Below are 14,387 nucleotides of genomic sequence, written 5' to 3' on the forward strand. Positions count from 1 at the left end.
TACAACGAGCTTCCGCTTGTTTCTATTGATTTTAATCACAACCCTGCGTCATCAATTTTTGATGCAACGCAAACTAAAGCTGATGGCAAACTAGTTAAAGTAATGGCTTGGTACGACAACGAGTGGGGTTTCTCAAACCGCATGTTAGACCAAGTTAAAGCATTAGGTCAGTACTTATAATTGACCGCGTAAAAGTTTAGCTTTATCCAACCAAGCCTGCATTATGCAGGCTTTTTTATTTTGATTGATTTATACCCGCTCGTTTAATAAAGCGCTTAGCTCTTTAAATCTAGGCCGCGATGCAATATCAGTATTTATAGCACGCGCTGCTATTTCGGACATTTTATTAAACAGTTCGCTTTGCTTATCTGCAGTGCTAACAGTGCTTAGCAAGTCCTCAATTAAGCAACCAAAAGCGCGGACTTCTATTAACTGTATTTGCTGTTGCTGATATTCGCTAAGCATGGCTAAATTTGTTGCTGCACCAAAATCACCAAATAAAACGTCATATTGTTCATTTATCATGGTGTTATGGGCGTAAATATCGCCATGACTTACGTTGTTAGCATGTAAGTGGGCAAGGGTGCTTATCATTTGCTGGGCAACTTTATAAATTGCTTCAGGCGAATAGTGACAGTATGTATTAAAGGTATCGCGCGTACAGGTTTCTAAACTTGGCGGCAAACCTAAATTAGTAAAGCGTGTATCTATTAGCTCCATCACTAAACCAAGCTGTGTGCTTTGCTCTATGTAGCTTAATACGTTAATTAAGTTTTTATGATAGCCTGCTTGTAAACAGCAGTTTACTTCATCAAGTGGGTAGCCATCGCTTGTTATTGCACCTTTAAATAATTTTACCGCCACATCGTGCTGCGCTGTTTTAGCTAAATGAATAACGCCCGATGCACCTTGGCCAATTACTTTTTTAAGCTCAAAATTTTCAAGTGGCGTGTTTTGTAAACGACTGTTAGTTAAGCACTGAGCTTTATTAAATGCATTACCCGCAAAGGCAAGCCAAGCAAGTTTGGGGAGTTCTAATAGCCAATTATCAAGTTTTGTTAGGTTATTAGCAGAGAGTCTAACTAGCTCTAAATTAGTACAAGAGGCCATACTCGCGGGTAGTTGTTTTAGGTTATTTCCTGCAAGGGCGAGCTTTTTAAGCTGTGTGTAATTACCAAAGTCACTTGGCAATGCGCTTAATTTGTTATCGGTCAGTATTAACCATTCAATATTTTTAGGTAAGCTGTTTAGTGCAAACTCTGTTATTTGATTACCTTTAAATGCAACCATAATTAAAGCAGGGCACTTAGCGAGTACTTCAGGTATATGTTTAAATTGGTTAAACGATAAAAACACCCGCTTAAGCTTTGTTAAGCATGCAAACTCATCTGGCAGTGTAGTGAGATTATTGTTTGATAAATCGAGTACTTCTAAGGTATCTGCAAGGGTTAAAATTTCTAAAGGAAACTGTGTTAAGCCTTCTACGAGTTGTAAGCGAGTAACACCATTCAACCTACCAGACTTAAGCTCTGCAAGGGTATTCATAAATTTTCACAAGCCTTTTAAAATAAAAAAGCCAACATTGCTGTTGGCTTAAAATAAATACGTTTAGTAAAGTTTAAAATTGCGCGTTATGGTAAACGTTTTGCACGTCGTCACAATCTTCAAGCATGGCTAAAAAGCGCTCCATTACTTCTACGTCTTCACCTTCAATAGGGGCTTCAACTTGTGGTACAAACGAAATTAAATCTACGTCAAAATCTGTAATACCCATTTCTTCAAGCGCTGTACGGGTGTTGTTGTATTCTGTATGTGGTGCAAAAACCGTCACTTTACCGTTTTCTACTTCTACATCTGTTACATCAACATCGGCCATCATAAGGGCTTCTAGTACAGCTTCATCGTCATCGCCATCAAAAACAAAAATAGCGAGGTGATCAAATAAATGTGATACCGAATTTTGTGCGCCTATTTTAGCGTTTGCTTTGGTAAAACAAATACGTACATCAGCAAACGTACGTTTGTTGTTGTCGGTTAAACAGTCAACAATAATCATACAGTTACCAGGGCCGTAACCCTCATAACGTGTAGCTGCGTAATCCTCTCCGCCGCCGCCTTTGGCTTTGTCTATTGCGCGCTCAATAACGTGTGCGGGTACCTGGTCTTTTTTAGCGCGCTCGATTAAACGACGCAGCGCAAGGTTACCATCTGGATCTACGCCACCATTTTTAGCGCAAATGTATATTTCTTTACCGTACTTAGAATAAACTTTAGTTTTAGCACCCGCAGTTTTAGCCATTGAATCTTTTTTGTTTTGGTAAGCTCTTCCCATCTGCGTTTCGCCTTAATATATGTAAATTATTGAATAAAATTGCAAGCCCGTATTCTAAAGGTAAAGCCGCAGTATCGCCAGTAAATGGCGTTAATTAATCATCTTGCTGTTGTAATTGCCACATTTGAGCGTATTGACCATTTTGTAATAAAAGCGCTGAATGTCTGCCTTGCTCAACCAGTTCGCCCTTTTTAAATACTAATATGTTATCGGCATCAACTATAGTTGATAGCCGGTGTGCAATCACAATACTGGTGTGGTTTTGAGTTACATCGCGCATTGCCTTTAAAATGGCTTGCTCCGCGTGCGAGTCGAGCGCCGAGGTTGCCTCATCAAAAATTAAAATAGGAGATTGCTTTAAAATTGCACGTGCAATTGCAATACGTTGTTTTTCGCCGCCAGATACTTTTAAACCGCGTTCGCCCACTAACGTTTTATCGCCTTGCGCTAAAGTTGAAATAAAGTCTTTTAAATGGGCCATTTCTATTGCTTTATCTATTTCACTATCGCTTGCTGTGGGTCTGCCATAGGCAATGTTTTCGCGTATGCTGGTGTTAAATAGCACGGTGTCTTGTGGCACTATAGCAATGGCTTTACGCAGGCTATCGAGGGTGACGGAGTCTATAGCTTGGTTATCTATGGTTATACTGCCCGCGCTAATATCGTAAAAGCGATAAAGTAACCGCGCCAACGAGCTTTTACCTGCACCACTTGCACCTACAACGGCAACCTTACTGCCTGCTTTAACTTTAAAGCTAATATTACTAAGAATAGGGCGGTTGGCATCGTAACTAAAACTGACATTATTAAAGGCTATATTGCCTTTGCTAACACAAAGGTGTTGAGCATGGGGTCGCTGCGTTACCTGTGGTTTTTTATTAAGTAAGCCCAGCATGTTTTCTAAATCGGTTAGGGCGCGTCTTATTTCTCGATAAACAAATCCTAAAAAGTTAAGCGGTAAAAATAATTGGATCATGTAGGCGTTTATCATTACAAGTTCGCCAATTGTTAGAGCGCCCGTTACCACTTCTTTGGCACCTAACCACATTAGCGCTGTAATAGCGCTTGCAATTATTAACGCTTGGCCTGAATTAAGCGCAAGCAATGACATTCTATTTTTTAAACGGGCGGTTTCCCAATTTGCTAAAAAAGAGTCGTATGTTTTGGCTTCAAATTCTTCGTTATTAAAATATTTTACAGTTTCGTAGTTAAGCAGGCTGTCTATGGCGCGCGTATTACTAAGGTTATCGGCGGCGTTTGCCTCACGTATAAAACGGTTTCGCCACTGCGTTACTGTTACAGTAAAGGTAATATAAATAGCAACCGCTAATAAAGTTATTAACGCAAACCAAATAGAAAATAGCGAGCCAAAAATAATAGCAACGGTCAGTATTTCAAAAAGGGTGGGGACAATATTAAACATTAAAAAACGCATTAAAAAGCTCAGCCCACTAGTACCACGCTCTATATCACGGCTTATTCCACCTGTTTGCCTATCGAGATGAAAAGCAAGCTCTAGCGAGTGTAAATGTTTAAATACTTTTAACCCAATATCACGCATCGCGTGCTCTGTCACACGAGAGAACACCGCATCTCTTACTTCGCCTAAAAACACGCTGGCAAACCTAAGCCCACCATACAAAAGCAATAGTAATGCAGGGATAACTAAAACTGGATTGATTGATTTATCAACCGAGTCGATAATTTCTTTTAATGCCCAAGGCATTAAAAGAGTTGCGCCTTTAGCTCCTATAAGGGCTAAAAGTGCAATAAATACGCGCCCTTTAAATTTAGTAATGTATGGCCACAGCGTTTTAATGCTTTGTTTTAAGGTCATTGCATCGGTGCGTTTTATAGTACTGTGTTTAGAGCGCATTACGGATCTCAGTCAAATAAATACTTAATTAATATGCATTGTATTTTAAATACTTGCCCATATATACTACGCATCCCTTATTTTAGTTTGACGCAACCATGTTTAACGTTCGTGTGTTTATAACTGCTTTTTTACTGTTTTGTGCGCTTTTTAGTGTTCAAAGTAGTGCGCAGTGCGTTACACATAAATTAAACACTGTAACCACCTCATTGAGTGTGTTTGCTGATAGCGTTGAATTAGCTAAAACGCTGCCTATATCAAAATCAGTAAAGGGAAGTGAGCACAAAAAAACACATCAAACTGGGTTTGACGCTCATCAACCTAGGTTAACGGCTAGTAATTCTTCGCTATTTTTACATGTCGCGCAAAGTGAGCCTGAATACGATGTTGTATTTGAGTTTTTTGCACACACCCATTTTAGAGAAATATACCTAAGCCCTAACGCGTTTATTGCCCAACAGCCATGGTATACACTTGTAACGCATAGCAAAAAGTCGCGACTCAGCGGCTGGAAAGACGCTAATTTACTTTATACCGCCGTAAGTACCTACCACGCTTAATTTTCTTATTTAATTTTTATTAGGTTTTAACGTTTTACGTTTAAGCCTTGAGATTAATTGTGCTTTTAAAAAGTACGTTACCGGTTCTGGTAATAAGGAAACACCATGTTAAGTGTAAAAAAAGATCACAAGCCGTTTATGGCTAAATTTAAATTAAGCTATATAGCCATGCTTATTGTGCTGGTTTTATTAGCCATTAGCGCATTACCCAACTTATACCCTAATAAATCGTGGTTACATGTAAGCAATGCACCTCATATCGAAACACAAGCTGTGCCAAGCACTAATGCATTAGTAACTTTTTTAAATAACCAAGGTTTAAAAGTTGAGCAAGGGCTAAATAATCAAACATCTATAAATATTTTGTTAAACGAGCCAACTAAAAGCGCACAAGCGCAAGCGGCTATAAAGGCGCAGTACCCACACACGCAAGTTAAAATTGTAGAACATGCAACGAGCCCACTTTGGCTGCAAGAGTTTGGTTTATCGCCAATAAAATTGGGACTAGATTTAAACGGCGGTGTGTTATTTGTACTCGACGTAGATTTAGATAAAGCAATTGATGAGCAATTAGTCAGTGCGTATCAACAAGCAAAATCAATTATTATTAAGCAAAAAGCGTACGGCCTTAAAGTGCTGCAAACAGGGCACGGCTTTGAAATAAATGCACACCCAAATGGAGCGAAAAAGCTTACCCCGGTAATCAATGAGCTACAAAGTCGATTTGCTAATTTAGCAGTTTCAACAACCAGTAATGGTGATATTAAAAATGCAAAATTCACCTATTCAGAGCAAGGGCGAAGCAACTTTGATAAAGAAGTAATGAGTCAAACGCTCACAACGCTTCGCTCACGCATAGAAGAATTAGGCATTACCGAAGCCGTCACTCAGCGCCAAGGTAAAAACCGTATACGCATAGAGCTACCTGGCGTGCAAGACCCAACAGAGGCAAAGCGCATTATAGGCGCAACTGCATCACTTGGGTTTTATCAGTTAAAAGAAATCGGTGGGCAAACATTTGATATGCAATCAGGCGGGACCATCAAACTTGACCCAGTGCCAATTTTTACCGGTGATCATATTAATAACGCCACCATAGGGCGTGATGACTGGGGTAAACCCCTTGTGCAACTTAGCCTTGATGGGCAAGGCGGCGATGCCATGTCAGCGTTTTCAAAAGCAAATATTGGTAAGCCTATGGCCACGGTTTACTCTGAGTACTCTCAAAACGCTAAAGGTGAAACGGTTAAAAAAAGCGAAGTTATAAATGTAGCGAATATTGCGCAGCATTTAAGTTCACGTTTTAGTATTACTAATATGAAAAGCCAACAAGCAGCGGCCGATTTAGCACTATTATTACGCGCAGGCTCGCTAACTGCACCGGTTACTATTGTGCACGAGCAAACAATTGGCCCAAGCCTAGGTCAAGAAAATATAACTAACGGCTTGGCCGCATTGATGCTGGGCATGGGTATTACACTTGCCTTTATGGCAATGTGGTATCGCCGTTTAGGGCTTATTGCAAACGTAGCGCTGTTATTAAATTTAACGTCGCTTGTGGGGCTAATGTCGTTATTACCAGGGGTTGTGTTAACACTTCCGGGCATTGCCGGGCTGGTACTCACCATTGGTATGGCGGTAGATACCAACGTTATTATATTTGAGCGAATAAAAGAAGAGCGTAGAAAAGGCCGCTCTGCTTATCAAGCTATTCAAGAAGGTTACAAGCAAGCCGCTAACACCATATTTGATGCCAATATAACCACCATGATCACCGCGCTTATATTATATGGAATAGGTTACGGCCCGGTTAAAGGCTTTGCCATAACATTGGCACTTGGCTTAATAACCTCGGTATTTACTGGCGTGTACGTATCAAAAGTACTAAGCCAAACGGTATATTTAAAAATGGCTAAAAAAGCAGGAGTAAATGCACATGCTTAACATTTTTTTAAAGGGCGAGGCGGGTACACGTATGCGTTTTTCGGGCATGCTTTTAAGCGCCATACTTGTACTGCTATCGGTATTTACGCTTAGTCAAAAAGGGCTTAATTTTGGACTCGATTTTACCGGTGGTTACCTAACAGAATTTACCAGCAGCCAAGATGTTGAGCTAAAACAACTTGAGCAATTTATTACTAAAAATCACAATGGCGAGTTTGAACTAACCGCACAAGGGAATAATCACTTTCAACTACGCGAAGCGCCCAGCGGTTCAACAGCAAATAGTAGTGATTGGCAAAGCGCCATTACACAAAATGCAGACATTAACGCCGAGGTTTTATCATCAGCGTATATTGGCTCGCAAGTGGGTGATGAACTGTTTGAACAAGGTTGTTTAGCGCTATTTTCAGCCATGGTTGCAGTAATGCTTTATTTAGCAGTGCGGTTTGAATGGCGTTTAGCCGTAGGCTCTGTGGTTGCACTAGTGCATGATTTATTACTGGTACTGGGGCTATTTTCGCTATTAAGTATTGAGTTTAATTTAACCGTACTTGCCAGTTTGCTGGCCATTATAGGTTACTCACTTAACGACTCTATAATAGTGGGTGATAGAGTACGCGAGCTTTTACGTGTTAAATCTAATAATGCGCTTAGCCCCGCAAGTATTATTAACAACGCCATAAAAAGTACCTTAACGCGCACACTTATTACATCGGGTACCACACTTGCTACAGTTGCAAGTGTTTGGCTCCTCGCGGGTGCGCCATTACAAGGCTTTGCCATCGCGCTATTTACCGGCATTGTAGTAGGTACGTTCTCATCTATTTGTATTGCCGCCACGTTACCCGAACTATTAGGGTTAAGTGCTAAAAATTACGAAGAAAAACAAGATGCAGAAACGCAAGCGTTGCTCGATATGCCCTAGCAATAAATGCTTTTAAAAATCTGCATTAAAACACAGGCGCTTAAAATAATGGTTTTAAGCGCTTTATAACGGTAAAATTAATCACATAGTTTACCGTATTGGTTATTAGCGCCTTACATGAATAAATCCCACGTAATAGAACACCTTAAATTTGCACTCGAAGCACAATTAAACAGTGCAAAACAAGCAGCAAAAGCCGCGCACGACGCCGCCACTCACGAAGAAAGCGTTGCAGAAACGCAGTACGATACCCTAGGGCTCGAAGCCGCTTATTTAGCACAAGGCCAAGCCGAGCGTGTAAACGATTGCTACAAAAGCATTAAACAGTTTGAAGCCATTTTTAAAGAGCCCACTCACAAAAAAGTGATTATAAGCTCACTCGTTTGCTTAGAAGATGAAAGCGCCTTACAAAAATGGTTTTATTTAGGCCCAGCCGCAGGCGGCTTAACGGTTGAAGTTAAAGGGCTAAATATTCAAGTTGTTACACCAGAAGCACCGCTAGGTAAACAACTTTTAGGCAAACAGCTTGATGATGAAGTAATCCTAACCATTGCAGGCAAAAACCATGAATATGAAGTGGTAGAAATTTTATAAAACATTGGTTTTTATGTAGGTCGGATAAGCGAAGCGCCATCCGACAAAGGTAACTTGTTCTACAACATTATTAACAGTCGTTTTGGTGTGTCATAAGCCTTCAAAGTGGTGTTTAATAAGTTTCTATATTTTCATTATAGGATAATTTATGCAGCGAATACCTGATATACGTATTTGGAGAACAGCAAATGAGTATCAAGAATCTTCAGTGATCTTATTAGAAGCTGGGAAAGGCTGGTCTGCCTCAATTTTGGCTGCACTTGCAATTGAGATTTATTTGAAATCTTTCCTTTCAACAGAGGTTAAAATTGAACTTGATGAAGATATTTACCAAAGTTTCAAGAAAACAAAGCGTGGGCATAGCTTAACTGAGCTTTTCTATCGTATCCCTAAAAAATACCAAGACGAGCTAGTTTCTGGGTATGAAAAAACAGTCTGCGAACGTACTCTCATACAGCGCTTGGAAAGGTATAATAACCTTTTTTTTGATGCTCGCTATATTCATGAGCAAAATCCAACAGTGTATGTGGACAATTTAATAGTGAGGCTTGCTGAAGATATAAGAAATGTAGTTGCTAACATTTCGACTCAATGAGTACTGTAAAAATATAAGGCGCATAAATGGAACATACCAGTGGGTTTTACTCGTAGGTAGCTAATTTAAAAAACTATTTTATTGCCTCTGTTTTGGGGGGGGCCTAGGTAAACAAGGAAGTATTTTGATTCATAGAGTTTTATCAATATCCGCAATGCTCTTTTTATTATCAGCTTGCACAACAGGAAAACTTTACTACACGAAGGCTTCTGGCGAACGCGTTTTAGGGTGTGATGTGGAGTTTGTTGGCTTACCAAGTGTAGACAAGTTTGCGGTTGAGTATGCATTTAGCCTTTGCGCAAAAAGCTCTGTGAAAAAAGGGCATTCAATAGATAAAGAAATGGAATACCTAATTACCCTAAACCTTCAAATTCCAGAGTCAAAATGCGGTGAATCATGGAACCATAAGTCAGCAAAAGAGCAGTACAAAACTGGCAAACTGTCAAAGAAGGAATATGGCTATATTGTCGCTCACATAGAATTGGGTTTAGCGGTTGTTAACGAATGTTCACCAATAACTAAATAAAAATCAATCATTTCGATCGTTTTGGCGAGGCATGCAGGATGCCTTCGCCCTTTATCCGACCTACGAGTTAGCCTTTTTCACAAACTTTGCTGTTACCATCATTTCGCCAATACCATCTACTTTGCAATCTAGCTCGTGATCTTTTTTATCAAGCACACGTCTAACGACCGCTTTGGTGCCAATTTTAATAACTTGTGAGCTGCCTTTTATTTTTAAATCTTTGGCTACGGTTACTTTATCGCCATCAGTAAGTAAAGTGCCGTTGGCATCTTTAACTAAAATTGCGTCTTCATCACTTGTACTATTTGGATTCCATTCATAGGCGCATTCAGGGCAAATAAGCAGTTGTTGGTCTTCGTAAACATATTCAGATTGGCATTGTGGGCAGGTAGGATGTGACATTTATAACGCTCATAAAATAGTAATTTTGCGTATTTTAATCTGCATTAATAGGAAAATATAGTTAATCAATATTTTTTATCTTCACGCTAAAAATATCTCGTTTGTGTGGTTTTTAAAAAGGGCATATAAAGCAGATGTCGCTTAAGCAATTTAAGCGCTAACACTTACAGTAGGTATTTGTTAAAGCACCCATCGTATTAAGTGATACGCGCAATGCCCACTTAGTACGCTGGGTGTTTCTATTTATAGTGCTGAGTATTTTATTAGGCATGCTTTTTATATTTTTGACTTAACTAGGAAAAGTCGTGTTTAAAACCTTAATAGTGGTTGATAACAACGAGCAAACACTTGCTCAATCGTTCGAAAATGTAATTACGTTTAATAGTTACTTACGTGATTACCCAAAACATAATGAACCTAAAACCCGCATTATTAATTTATGCGACTCAAGCCAATACTTGAGTAAAGGTTACTATTGCTCATTACTTGCAGAGGCCCGTAAACACCAAGTATTACCCAGCGTTAAAACAATAAACGCGCTTCGAAGCGGTCAAGCTCCTATGTTAAATATTGGCTCTATTGATGGCGAAATTTACTTTGGTAATGCCTTAAACGAATTACAAAGCAAAGCGGCTAAATCTGTATTTAAGCAATACCCAGCGCCTATTTTATATGTAGATGAGCAAGGCTTGTTACAGCAAGGTTCGCTTAGCACTTTAAACGATGAACAATTCAGCAATTTTGTAGCAAAACTAAATACGTTTACTCAAACCCAGTGGCGCATTGGTACTGTGCAGCGCCGTTTTAGATGGGACATGGCAATCCTTGTTGATCATAACGAAAAAGTACCACCGAGCGATAAAGACGCCATAGCCCGCTTTATAAAAGCAGCGGCTAAGCATGGTATTAATGCTCAAGCATTAAGCTTTGAAGAAATAGACAACATTGCCCAGTTTGATGCGTTATTTATTCGCCAAACTACAGCAATTGACCACCCAACGTATCGCCTTGCTAGTAAAGCGCAAAGCCTTGGTTTAGTGGTTATTGACGACGCTGAGTCTATTTTACGCTGTTGTAATAAAGTGTATTTACACGATGCGTTTAATTATCAAAAAGTGCCCAGTTTAAAAACGGTGGTAGTGGCTGATCAATCAGCGCAAACGCTTGAGCAATTAGAAGAGGCGTTTACCTATCCGCTGGTTTTAAAAATGCCTGAAGGGTCGTTTTCTAAAGGGGTGTTTAAAGTTGCAAACCGCAGTGAGCTTGAAGCTAAACTAACCGAGCTGTTTGAATATAGCGCATTGGTACTTGCACAAGAATACATGTACACAGAATACGATTGGCGAGTAGGGGTATTAAATGGCCGCGCTATTTATGCGTGCCGCTACTTAATGGCTCGTAATCATTGGCAAATTTATAATCATGATGCTAAACGGTTTTTCTCGGGTGGCTTTGAAACGCTACCTACCTTTGAGTTACCAAAAGCCGTGTTAGATGCCGCTTTAAAAGCATGTAAAACTGTGGGCAAAGGCTTATATGGCGTAGATGTTAAAGAGCATCAAGGTAAAGCATATGTGCTTGAAGTAAATGATAACCCAAGTATTGATCATAAAGTAGAAGATGGCTATTTAGGCGATGAGCTATACATGATTATTATGGACGAATTTAAACAACGTTTAGAAGCGCGAGGCCGTGGGTAATAACATGCGTAACCTTGTTATTCGACAGGCACTTAGCAGTGATTTAAACGCATTGATTGACGTTGAAAATACGTGCTTTAATAACGATAAATTGAGCCCGCGTAGCTTAAAACGCTGGTTAAATGCTAAGCACGGTATTTTGCTCGTTGCCGATAATGGCGAGCAAGTATGCGGCTATGGGCTGGTGTGGTGCCATAAAGGCACGCGTTTAGCGCGTTTATATTCGCTTGCTGTAATACCCACAATGCAAGGTAAAGGCATTGCCAAAATGTTATTAGCTGCGCTTGAAAAACAAACCAGCGAGCGTGGCCGGCTTTACTTACGTTTAGAAGTGGCGGTAAATAACGAAAGTGCGATAGGGCTCTACAAAAGCTTGGGTTACAGAGTGTTTGGTCAATATAGTGATTATTATGACGATCATAGTGATGCACTGCGAATGCAAAAAAATATTCGCCAAACGCGTGAGCTAAAAGTAGAGCGGTTAACGCCGTGGTATCAGCAAACTACCGAGTTTACCTGTGGGCCTGCTGCGTTATTAATGGCAATGGGGGCACTTAAGCCAAAAACTGAGCTTAGCCAATCACATGAGCTGGCACTTTGGCGCGAAGGCACCACCATTTTTATGACATCGGGCCATGGTGGTTGCCATCCGTTTGGTTTAGCGTTGGCGGCTAATAAACGCGGCTTTAAAAGCGAGGTAATGGTAAATACCACAGAGCCTTTGTTTTTAGATGGCGTACGCAATGAAAATAAAAAAGTGGTGCTTGCTACTGTGCATAAGCAATTTGTTGATGGTATTGCACACGCAAATATACCACTTAGCTATAAAGATGTAGAGCTTGAGCATATTGAACAGTGGTTAAGCCAAGGCTTTAGTGTGCTGTTACTAATTAGCACATACCGGTTTGATGGTAAAAAATCACCTCATTGGGTGTGCGTTACCCACCTTGATGAGCACTGCGTGTATGTTCATGACCCATTTTGCGAACCAGGCAGCGATAAACAACTCGCTATTGATTGCCAGTATGTGCCTATAGCGCGCAGTGATTTTAGTAAAATGTCAGCATTTGGTAGCCAACGTTTAAGAACCGCAGTGGCCATTGCTAATAATTAATAGGTTTTAAGTAAAGAGTGACTTTTTTAGATTTAATTGATGTAGCGCCTTATTCGTGGGCAGCCATTGGCACCGCCGCTTTTTGCGGTGCCATAATTGGCTTAGAACGGCAATTGCGCGGTAAACCTGTGGGTATTCGTACCTCTGCGCTCATAACGCTGGGCACGTATTTGTTTTTATCAACCGCGTTTAACTTACAAGGGGATGTAATTGATCATTCGCGTGTAGTGGGGCAAATAATTACAGGCATTGGCTTTTTAGGTGCAGGGGTCATGCTTGCAAAAGACGGCGCTGTAGTAGGGGTGACATCTGCTGCAACCATTTGGGTGCTTGCCTCAATTGGCGTAATGATAGCCACCGACAATTTAGGTGCTGCCATTAAACTTTCGGTGCTGGTGGTTGGTATTTTATACGGTGTAGATGTACTGGAGGCAAAATTTAAAAGCCTAAGCAAAGGCGTACACACTAAAGTAAAAAATTATCAAAAACGTTACTACCGAAAAGACTTTAACGACACAGAACGCCACTGATTTAACGCCACTAATTTAGTGGCGTTTTTATATGAGTGTATTAACTAAAGCGTGACTGCTTGGTACTCTATTGCCTCGTTAATAGGCGCAGGGCGACCAATAAAGTAGCCTTGGACGTTATCTACTTTTAGCTGCCTCAATGTGAGAAGCTCTTCTTTATTTTCGATACCTTCAGCTACAATCGTACAATTAATTGCTTTTGCAAAACCACATAATGCTTTTGCGAGTAAAAACTTTCTTTGGTCGTTATTTATATTTTCAGTCAGGCTTATATCAAGTTTTATAATATCGGCTTCTAACTCCAATATGTGCTGAAAAGACGAAAACCCAGCGCCTACATCGTCAATTGCTAGTTTTACGCCTTTATTTCTCAATGGCTCAAGTGCCGCGCGCATAGCTTGGTAATCTAAAATAGGCGAGTGCTCTGTGACTTCTAATATAATGCGGGTGCAATCAACATTTTGTAATACATTATTAATTGAGCCCGATAATATATGTGCAGGAGATGTATTTATAGTCACGTAGGCATGTGGGGCAAGTTCATCCATACAATGTAGGGTGTTTTGTATAGCAAGAATTTCCAGTGCTTCACCTAGCCCTAAGTTGTCGGCATCTTTAAACCATACATCGGGGGTTTTGTAAGGTTGAGTAAAAAAGCGTGAAAGCGATTCATAACCCGATAGCCGATTCGTCGCTAGGTTAAAAATGGGCTGAAAATAAATAGTGATGGCATTTGTTTTTATAATATTTTCAATCAGTATTTTTGTCTCATTACTTATGATCTCTGATTGTGATCTTTGTTCAATGAGCTCGGTAGCAAGCTCTGAAATTAGTTTTAAAAAAGCCAGATCTCTATCATTTAAGTCGTCATCAAATGTGGTTTTATAACAGCAAAAGGTACCATACGTTTTGCCTGATGCTAAAACAATCGGTACACCTATGTAAGCGCCTATATTTAATTTTTTGGTGACCGGCATAGCCTTAGTAATAGGGTGTTTATGTGTGTTAGGAATTATTGGTTCAAGGTCGTTGTCTGAAATTTTTTTACAGTAAGTCTCACAAATAGGATCTGAATTACCTACTGATACGCAGTGGTTATCGGTATGATTATCAACCACCTTAAAAACCCGATCTGTTTGTGTAAATTCTGATATAAACGCCACATCCATTTTAAGATGTTTGCGAACAAGCGAAAGTAACCTTAATAACTTTTCGTCCACTGAGCCATTATTTTGATGTTCAAAAAGGTGCTGTTTTATTTCATCTCTCATACAATAACCTAGCTAGGA

14 protein-coding genes and 1 pseudogene are annotated in these 14,387 nt (G+C 40.0%); 10 read left to right on the forward strand and 5 right to left on the reverse strand.

Annotation, left to right across the window (positions count from 1 at the left end; all coding sequences use genetic code 11):
* Nucleotides 1-180: pseudogene (locus B4F91_RS09065) on the forward strand (erythrose-4-phosphate dehydrogenase); the annotation flags it as partial.
* Nucleotides 181-249: 69 nt separating this feature from the next.
* On the opposite strand, the gene B4F91_RS09070 reads toward B4F91_RS09065, so the two are convergent.
* The 3 genes from B4F91_RS09070 to B4F91_RS09080 form a co-directional block, all read right to left on the reverse strand.
* A complete protein-coding gene (locus B4F91_RS09070) occupies nucleotides 250-1,545 on the reverse strand; it encodes a leucine-rich repeat-containing protein kinase family protein (RefSeq protein WP_286939185.1) in 1,296 nt (431 codons plus the stop codon).
* A 73-nt stretch (nucleotides 1,546-1,618) separates the two neighbouring features.
* On the reverse strand, nucleotides 1,619-2,332 hold the full coding sequence (locus B4F91_RS09075; RefSeq protein ID WP_004587809.1) for a YebC/PmpR family DNA-binding transcriptional regulator: 714 nt from the start codon (nucleotides 2,330-2,332) through the stop codon (nucleotides 1,619-1,621).
* A gap of 94 nt (nucleotides 2,333-2,426) precedes the next feature.
* The gene (locus B4F91_RS09080; RefSeq protein ID WP_286939188.1) at nucleotides 2,427-4,208 is read right to left on the reverse strand and encodes an ABCB family ABC transporter ATP-binding protein/permease; all 1,782 of its coding nucleotides are present in this window, start codon (nucleotides 4,206-4,208) and stop codon (nucleotides 2,427-2,429) included.
* Between the two features lie 98 nt (nucleotides 4,209-4,306).
* Here B4F91_RS09080 and B4F91_RS09085 point away from each other — a divergent pair, with 98 nt between their 5' ends.
* The 6 genes from B4F91_RS09085 to B4F91_RS09110 all read left to right on the forward strand — a co-directional run bounded on the left by B4F91_RS09085 (nucleotide 4,307) and on the right by B4F91_RS09110 (nucleotide 9,352).
* Complete coding sequence (locus tag B4F91_RS09085) at nucleotides 4,307-4,768, forward strand: hypothetical protein (RefSeq protein ID WP_286939189.1); 462 nt, start codon at nucleotides 4,307-4,309, stop codon at nucleotides 4,766-4,768.
* 105 nt (nucleotides 4,769-4,873) lie between these two features.
* The gene (gene secD, locus B4F91_RS09090) at nucleotides 4,874-6,712 is read left to right on the forward strand and encodes a protein translocase subunit SecD (protein WP_288635589.1); all 1,839 of its coding nucleotides are present in this window, start codon (nucleotides 4,874-4,876) and stop codon (nucleotides 6,710-6,712) included.
* The gene (gene secF / locus B4F91_RS09095) at nucleotides 6,705-7,637 is read left to right on the forward strand and encodes a protein translocase subunit SecF (RefSeq protein WP_286936473.1); all 933 of its coding nucleotides are present in this window, start codon (nucleotides 6,705-6,707) and stop codon (nucleotides 7,635-7,637) included. Before secD ends, secF begins: the two co-directional genes overlap by 8 nt.
* 117 nt (nucleotides 7,638-7,754) lie before the next feature.
* Nucleotides 7,755-8,231 carry a GreA/GreB family elongation factor gene (locus tag B4F91_RS09100; protein WP_286936475.1) on the forward strand — a complete coding sequence of 159 codons (477 nt, stop codon included), beginning with the start codon at nucleotides 7,755-7,757 and terminating at the stop codon, nucleotides 8,229-8,231.
* 148 nt (nucleotides 8,232-8,379) lie between these two features.
* Nucleotides 8,380-8,826 carry a hypothetical protein gene (locus B4F91_RS09105; protein WP_006794571.1) on the forward strand — a complete coding sequence of 149 codons (447 nt, stop codon included), beginning with the start codon at nucleotides 8,380-8,382 and terminating at the stop codon, nucleotides 8,824-8,826.
* Nucleotides 8,827-8,980: 154 nt separating this feature from the next.
* Complete coding sequence (locus tag B4F91_RS09110; RefSeq protein WP_286936479.1) at nucleotides 8,981-9,352, forward strand: hypothetical protein; 372 nt, start codon at nucleotides 8,981-8,983, stop codon at nucleotides 9,350-9,352.
* A gap of 60 nt (nucleotides 9,353-9,412) precedes the next feature.
* Here the strand turns inward: B4F91_RS09110 and B4F91_RS09115 are convergent, their stop codons facing one another.
* Nucleotides 9,413-9,754, reverse strand: a complete 342-nt coding sequence (locus B4F91_RS09115) for a zinc ribbon domain-containing protein YjdM (protein WP_286936476.1) — start codon at nucleotides 9,752-9,754, stop codon at nucleotides 9,413-9,415.
* A 305-nt stretch (nucleotides 9,755-10,059) separates the two neighbouring features.
* On the opposite strand from B4F91_RS09115, the gene B4F91_RS09120 reads away from it, so the two are divergent.
* From B4F91_RS09120 to B4F91_RS09130, 3 genes are read left to right on the forward strand one after another with little or no spacing between them, the layout of a single operon-like run.
* Nucleotides 10,060-11,454, forward strand: a complete 1,395-nt coding sequence (locus tag B4F91_RS09120; RefSeq protein WP_288635592.1) for a RimK family protein — start codon at nucleotides 10,060-10,062, stop codon at nucleotides 11,452-11,454.
* A 4-nt stretch (nucleotides 11,455-11,458) separates the two neighbouring features.
* Entirely contained in the window at nucleotides 11,459-12,568 is a 1,110-nt protein-coding gene (locus B4F91_RS09125; protein ID WP_288635594.1) for a GNAT family N-acetyltransferase/peptidase C39 family protein, read from the forward strand.
* Nucleotides 12,569-12,585: 17 nt separating this feature from the next.
* Nucleotides 12,586-13,098, forward strand: a complete 513-nt coding sequence (locus B4F91_RS09130) for an MgtC/SapB family protein (protein WP_024034059.1) — start codon at nucleotides 12,586-12,588, stop codon at nucleotides 13,096-13,098.
* Between the two features lie 44 nt (nucleotides 13,099-13,142).
* Here B4F91_RS09130 and B4F91_RS09135 read toward each other — a convergent pair whose 3' ends face one another.
* Nucleotides 13,143-14,369: a sensor domain-containing phosphodiesterase gene (locus B4F91_RS09135; RefSeq protein ID WP_288635596.1), complete on the reverse strand. Its 1,227-nt coding sequence runs from the start codon at nucleotides 14,367-14,369 to the stop codon at nucleotides 13,143-13,145.
* Between the last annotated feature and the right edge of the window lie 18 nt (nucleotides 14,370-14,387).

This window comes from Pseudoalteromonas sp. UBA6610, from assembly GCF_002433295.1.
GTDB lineage: Bacteria > Pseudomonadota > Gammaproteobacteria > Enterobacterales > Alteromonadaceae > Pseudoalteromonas > Pseudoalteromonas atlantica.